The sequence below is a fragment of the Stenotrophomonas sp. 05L44_2 genome (assembly GCF_056665995.1).
Window position 1 is genome coordinate 1 of the sequence record NZ_JBFTNR010000174.1, and the last position, 6,167, is coordinate 6,167.

5 protein-coding genes are annotated in these 6,167 nt (G+C 67.0%); all 5 read left to right on the forward strand.

Annotated elements, in window-relative coordinates:
- The coding region (locus AC1VAN_RS08065) for a chemotaxis protein CheW (protein ID WP_480985593.1) at positions 1–751 on the forward strand (751 nt) is incomplete at its 5' end.
- A gap of 94 nt (positions 752–845) precedes the next feature.
- Positions 846–1,154 (forward strand): STAS domain-containing protein, encoded by a 309-nt coding sequence (locus tag AC1VAN_RS08070; RefSeq protein WP_032975458.1) that lies wholly within the window; start codon positions 846–848, stop codon positions 1,152–1,154.
- Positions 1,151–1,516, forward strand: coding sequence for a response regulator (locus AC1VAN_RS08075; protein WP_025878971.1), 366 nt, complete (start codon positions 1,151–1,153; stop codon positions 1,514–1,516). Before AC1VAN_RS08070 ends, AC1VAN_RS08075 begins: the two co-directional genes overlap by 4 nt.
- Positions 1,517–1,561: 45 nt before the next feature.
- Positions 1,562–3,541 carry a chemotaxis protein CheA gene (locus tag AC1VAN_RS08080; protein ID WP_282280120.1) on the forward strand — a complete coding sequence of 660 codons (1,980 nt, stop codon included), beginning with the start codon at positions 1,562–1,564 and terminating at the stop codon, positions 3,539–3,541.
- A 385-nt stretch (positions 3,542–3,926) separates the two neighbouring features.
- Positions 3,927–6,167 (forward strand): methyl-accepting chemotaxis protein (locus AC1VAN_RS08085; RefSeq protein WP_480985594.1); only part of this gene is annotated, 2,241 nt, incomplete at its 3' end.

Consider the following 6,167-nt stretch of genomic DNA (forward strand, 5'->3'; position numbering starts at 1 on the left):
CACCTGGGATGACCTGCCGGACGAAGTGATCTACGAAACCGACGCCGCCGACAGCCTGGCGCACACCGACAGCCCCGGGTTGCAGGCCGCCTTCGAAGCCGCCGCCGACGGCGAAGTGGTTGCTGCCATCGCTGCGCCGGCCGTTGCCAAGGCCGCCGCGCGCCCCGCACCAGCACCGATGCCATCGATGACCCGCGCCGCCGTCGCATCGCCGCCACGGCTCGCGGTGGACACCCCCTCCAGCAACCGCCCCGGTTCCTGGCAGGAGCTGCAGGCCCAGGCGCATCAGCCCGCCAGCAGCCCGCATCCGCAGAACCGCCGCGCCGGCGAACGCACGTCGCGTTGGCTGCRCCTGCGCTGTGGCACCCAGGCCTACGCGCTGGAACTGCTGAAGGTGCAGGAAGTGGTGCTGCCGGTGCCGTTGCTGCCATTGCGCGGCACTGCCCCGGAAATGCTCGGCATCATGAACCTGCGTGGCCAGGTGGTGCCGGTGATGGATCTCGGCCTGCACCTGGGTGCGGCCTCCGCCGAGGATGACGCGCAGACCCGCATCGTCGTGCTTGAAGAGAACGGCGAGACCTTGGGCCTGCGTGTGTCGGCCGTGGAGGACGTCGCCAACCTGACCGACTCGCAGATCGAACCACCCGATACCGCCCGCATCTGCCAGATCTCCAATGAACTGTTCCGTGGCGTGGCCCGCATCAGCCAGCGGCCGATGATCCTGCTCGACGCCACGCAGCTGCTGGGGTGAATCCGTGCTCTGAATCGGCGCGCAGCGCCGATACCCCTAAAGAACCGCCCCACGGTGCCGTTATGAATGCTGGAACCGTTTGTCCGGAGCAACGATGAGCACTGTCGAACTGGGTGAGGATCTCGGCATCGAGAGCAGCACCGAGCTCAAGAACCGCCTTTCGCCCTTGGTGGCGGAAGCAGGCGAGCTGACCCTGGATGCAAGCCAGGTCGGCCGCATCCACACCGCCAGCATGCAGGTGCTGTGCGCCTTCGTGCAGGCCCGCCGCGAGGCAGGCCTGGGCACCGGCTTCCACGGTTGCACTGCAACCTTCCGTGACGCTGCACGCCTGTTGGGCGTCACCCAGGCCCTGGGCCTGGACGTACCCCATGACAACCTGAAATCTGTGGAGAACGCTGCATGAGCGCACGTATCTTGGTGGTGGACGATTCGGCGTCGATGCGCCAGATGGTTTCCTTCGCCCTCACCTCGGCCGGTTTTGCCGTCGAAGAAGCTGAAGACGGCGCGGTCGCGCTCGGACGTGCCAAGGGCCAGCGCTTCAATGCGGTGGTCACCGACGTCAACATGCCGAACATGGACGGCATCGCGCTGATCCGCGAACTGCGCCAGCTGCCGGACTACAAGTTCACGCCGATGCTGATGCTGACCACCGAGTCGGCAGCGGACAAGAAGTCCGAAGGCAAGGCCGCCGGTGCSACCGGCTGGCTGGTSAAGCCGTTCAATCCCGAACAGCTSGTSGCCACCGTGCAGAAAGTSCTGGGCTGATCGCCCCGCACTGCTCCCCCTCTTCGCTTCCGGATTGCCACTGCCATGAGCATGGACCTGCAACGCTTCCACGCCACCTTCTTCGAGGAGAGCCGCGAAGGCCTCGACGCCATGGAGGCTGGCCTGCTGGCCCTGGAATCGGGACAACAGGACCCGGAGATCATCAACTCGGTGTTCCGTGCCGCCCACTCCATCAAGGGTGGCGCAGGCACGTTCGGCTTCGATGCCATCGCCGGGCTGACCCACGTGCTGGAAACGCTGCTCGATGAGCTGCGGGCCGGCAAGCGCGCACTGGAAGGCAACGCCGTCGATGCGATGCTGTCGTCGGTGGACGTACTGCGCGCCCTGTTGCGCGAGGCCGAGCACGGCCAGCCCGCCGATCCTGCAGCGGTCGCTGCGGTGAAGGCGCGCCTGGAAGCGGTGCTGTCCGGCCAGACACCCGCCGCCGCTGCACCCGCTGCCGCCAGCAAGGTGGACGACACGCCGGAAGCCTGGCAGATCGGCTTCACCCCGGCGCCGTCACTGTTCATGAGTGGCAACGACCCGTTGCGCATCATCCGCGAACTGGAACACCTGGGTTCGCTGCAGGTGGCCGCGCGCATGGATCGCCTGCCCGGCTTCGCCCAGCTCGACCCGCTTGAAGCCCACCTGGCGTGGGACCTGGGCCTGGTCGGCAAGGTGCCGCGCAGCAAGATCGAAGACACCTTCGCCTGGGTGCTGGACGACTGCGAACTGGACATCCGTCCGGCCGCACCACCAAGCCTGGCCACCCAGGCACCGGCTGCCGCGCCGGTCGCTGCCCCTGCGCCCGCCGCTGCCGCACCGACGGCCAGCACCGGGGCCAGCCAGGAAGCAGAAACCTCCATCCGTGTCAGCGTCGACAAGGTCGATGCACTGATCAACCTGGTCGGTGAGCTGGTCATCACCCAGGCCATGCTCAAGCAGGTCTCGCACGCGCTGGACCCGGTGCATGCCGAGAGCCTGTTCGCCGGCCTGGACCTGCTTGAACGCAATACCCGTGACCTGCAGGAGGCTGTGATCGGCGTGCGCATGCTGCCGGTCGACGCAGTGTTCCGCCGCTTCCCGCGCCTGGTCCGCGACCTGTCCGGCCGCCTGGGCAAGCACGTGCGCCTGCGCACCATCGGCGAAGGCACCGAGCTGGACAAGGGCCTGATCGAGAAGATCGCCGATCCGCTGGTGCATCTGGTCCGCAATTCCATCGACCACGGCCTGGAAATGCCGGACGTGCGTCGCGATGCTGGCAAGGACGAGACCGGCACGATCACCCTGGCGGCCTCGCACCAGGGCGGCCACATCGTCATCGAAGTCAGCGACGACGGCCGCGGCCTGAACCGCGAGAAGATCCTGGCCAAGGCGCAGGAACGCGGCCTGGCCGTACCGGACAACCCCACCGACTCGCAGGTCTGGGACCTGATCTTCCAGCCCGGCTTCTCCACCGCCGATGCGGTCACCGACCTGTCCGGTCGTGGCGTGGGCATGGACGTGGTCCGCCGCAACATCCAGGCGCTCGGTGGCGAGGTGCAGATTGAAAGCGGCCTCGGCACCGGCACCCGTACGCTGATCCGGCTGCCGTTGACCCTGGCCATCCTCGACGGCATGACCGTGGCGGTGGCCGGCGAAACCCTGATCCTGCCGCTGGCCTACGTGCTTGAAGCACTGCAGCCGCAGCCTGACGACATCCGCAGCATGGCCGGCGAAGGCCGCGTGCTGCGCGTGCGTGGCGAATACCTGCCGATCCTGTCGCTGAGCGAGTACTACGGCTATGGCCAGCGTGCACCCGGCAGTGAATCGCTGGTGGTGGTGGTTGAAGGCGATGGCCAGAAGATCGCGCTGGAAGTGGACGAACTGGTCGGCCAGCAGCAGGTCGTGGTGAAGAACATCGAGAACAACTACCGCCGCATCGGCGGGGTCTCCGGTGCCACAATCCTCGGCGATGGCCGCGTCGCCCTGATCGTCGACATCGGCGGCCTGGTGCGTTCGCTGCGGGTACCGCAGGCCGCCTGAGCTGCGCTACACGTTGTACCTGACCGCCGCCCTCCGGGGCGGCGGTTTTCGTTTGCGCGCGGGCGCAGGCCGCAATCGTACCCACGCGCAACGCGGCGGCGCCCGCAACTGTGAACTCCGTCGTCCTGTGTCRTGAACCTGATCGGGCGCATGGTTTCGCCTGAAACCACGCCGCCACGGCGAAAGCCCCGCCACTGCTTGCTTTCCGTTGGTTTCCCCTACGCCAGCGAATGTGACATCGGTCCATAAAGTACGGCGCAGCTGCGCCGCTATCTCGGGTTGACGGCAGTCACCGATCCTTCACCCGGCACCACCGTTCCCTCCTGCAACGACCTTTTGCCCGCGGCGCCGCCGCCGGTATTCTGCCCACCTTGGAGCACCCTGCATGAAGTGGTTCCACGATCTGCCCATCGCCCGCAAGCTGGCTGTGGGATTCACCCTGACCACCCTGATGACCGTCGTGCTGGGTGCGTTCGCCCTGGTCCGCCTGTCCGAAGCCAACGCCAAGCTGACCTCGATGGCGACCAACGACATTCCATCGGTGCAGTACCTCGGTGAAGTGCGCTCGCAGCTGGGTGAGTTCCGCACCTATGAGCTGGCCCAGATCAGCATGCTGGACCAGCCGGAGAAGGTCGCCGACTACAACAAGCGCATGAACGACACCGCTGCGGTGGTGCGCGAGCAGCTGGCGGCCTATGCCAAACTGCCGGCCGGCGACAAGGAACGCGCGCTGTACCAGGCCGTGCAGGCCGACGTCGATGGCTACTTCGCCGCCAATACCAAGCTGCGCGAAGCGGCCACCGCCGGTGATGGCGAAGCGGCCCGGCAGATTTCCGATGAGCAGTCGCGCCCCCTGCGCCGCAAAGCCTTTGAAGACCTGAAGGCGCTGGGTGCGCTGCTGGGAACCCAGATGCAGGGCAAGATCGACGACGCCAACGCGACCCACCGCAACAGCATGCTGGCCATCATCGCCGCCATCGTGCTGCTGGTCGTGGTCGCCGCCACCCTGGCCGTGATCATCTCGCGCGCCGTGGTCGGCCCGCTGGGCAAGGCCGTGCACGCCATCCAGGCCGTCGCCCGCGGCGATCTCAGCGTCACTACCCAGGCCACCGGCAAGGATGAGGCGGGTCGCATGTTGGCGGCCACCGCGGAGATGACCGCGATGCTGCGTCGCTTCTCCGAGCAGACCCAGCTGATGGCACAGATGCATGCCGGCCCCGATATCAGCCACCGCATTCCGGAAGACTTCCCGGGCGTCTATGGCCAGCTCGCCGGCGGCATCAACACGGTGATCTTCGAACACCTCGATGCGATCCGTGATGCCATCGATGTGCTCAACCAGTACGCCACCGGCAACCTCACCCCCGATGCGCGCCGGTTGCCGGGCAGCCGCGCGATCCTGCACGAATCGATGGATGCGGCCAAGGCCAGCCTGCTGGCCATCAACACGCAGATCCAGCAGCTGGCATCGGCCGCCGCCGCCGGCGACTTCAGCCAGCGCGGCGATGCGCAGCGCTTCGATCACGATTTCCGCGTGATGATCGAGCAGCTCAACAGCATGATGGAGGTCGCCGACGGCAATCTTGGCCAGCTGTCGCAGCTGCTGCAGTCCATCGCCGCGGGCGACCTGACCGCACGCATGGACGGCCAGTTCCACGGCGTGTTCGCCCGCATGCGTGACGATGCCAACACCACCGTCGCCCAGTTGACCCAGATCGTCAGCCAGATCCAGGCCAGCACCTCGAGCATCACCCTGGCCTCAGGCGAAATCGCCTCGGGCAATAGTGACCTGTCACGCCGTACCGAACAGCAGGCGGCCAACCTGGAAGAAACCGCCGCCTCGATGGAGGAACTGACCTCCACCGTTCGCCAGAAYGCYGARCAYGCGCGCCAGGCCAACCAGCTCGCCATCGGTGCGCACGGCGTGGCCTCGCAGGGCGGTGAAGTGGTCGGCCAGGTGGTCACCACCATGTCGGCCATCGAAGCCTCCTCGAAGAAGATCGCCGAGATCATCTCGGTCATCGATGGCATCGCCTTCCAGACCAACATCCTGGCGCTGAATGCCGCAGTGGAAGCGGCCCGTGCCGGCGAACAGGGCCGTGGCTTYGCCGTGGTCGCCAGCGARGTGCGTACCCTCGCCCAGCGCTCGGCCGCCGCCGCCAAGGARATCAAGGGSCTGATCGACGAMTCGGTCGGCAAGGTCGCCGAGGGTTCCAGCCTGGTCCACCAGGCCGGCAGCACCATGGGCGAGATCGTCGCGTCGGTGCAGCGCGTGACCGACATCATGGCCGAGATCTCCGCCGCCTCGCAGGAGCAGTCCGCCGGCATCGAGCAGGTCAACCAGACCGTGGTGCAGATGGACGAAACCACCCAGCAGAACGCCGCGCTGGTGGAAGAAGCCACCGCCGCCGCGCGGGCGATGGAAGACCAGGCCGCACAGCTGGCCGACGCCGTGGCGATCTTCCGCCTCGACAACCAGGTCGCTGTCKCAGTGAAGGCGGTGACCGCCAAGGTCGCGCCGAAGGCTGCCAGCCCTGCGCCTTCGCGACCGCTGTCGACGCCCGCACCGATCCGCCGTACCCATTCCAGCACCGTCGTCTCCAACGACGGCGACTGGCAGGAATTC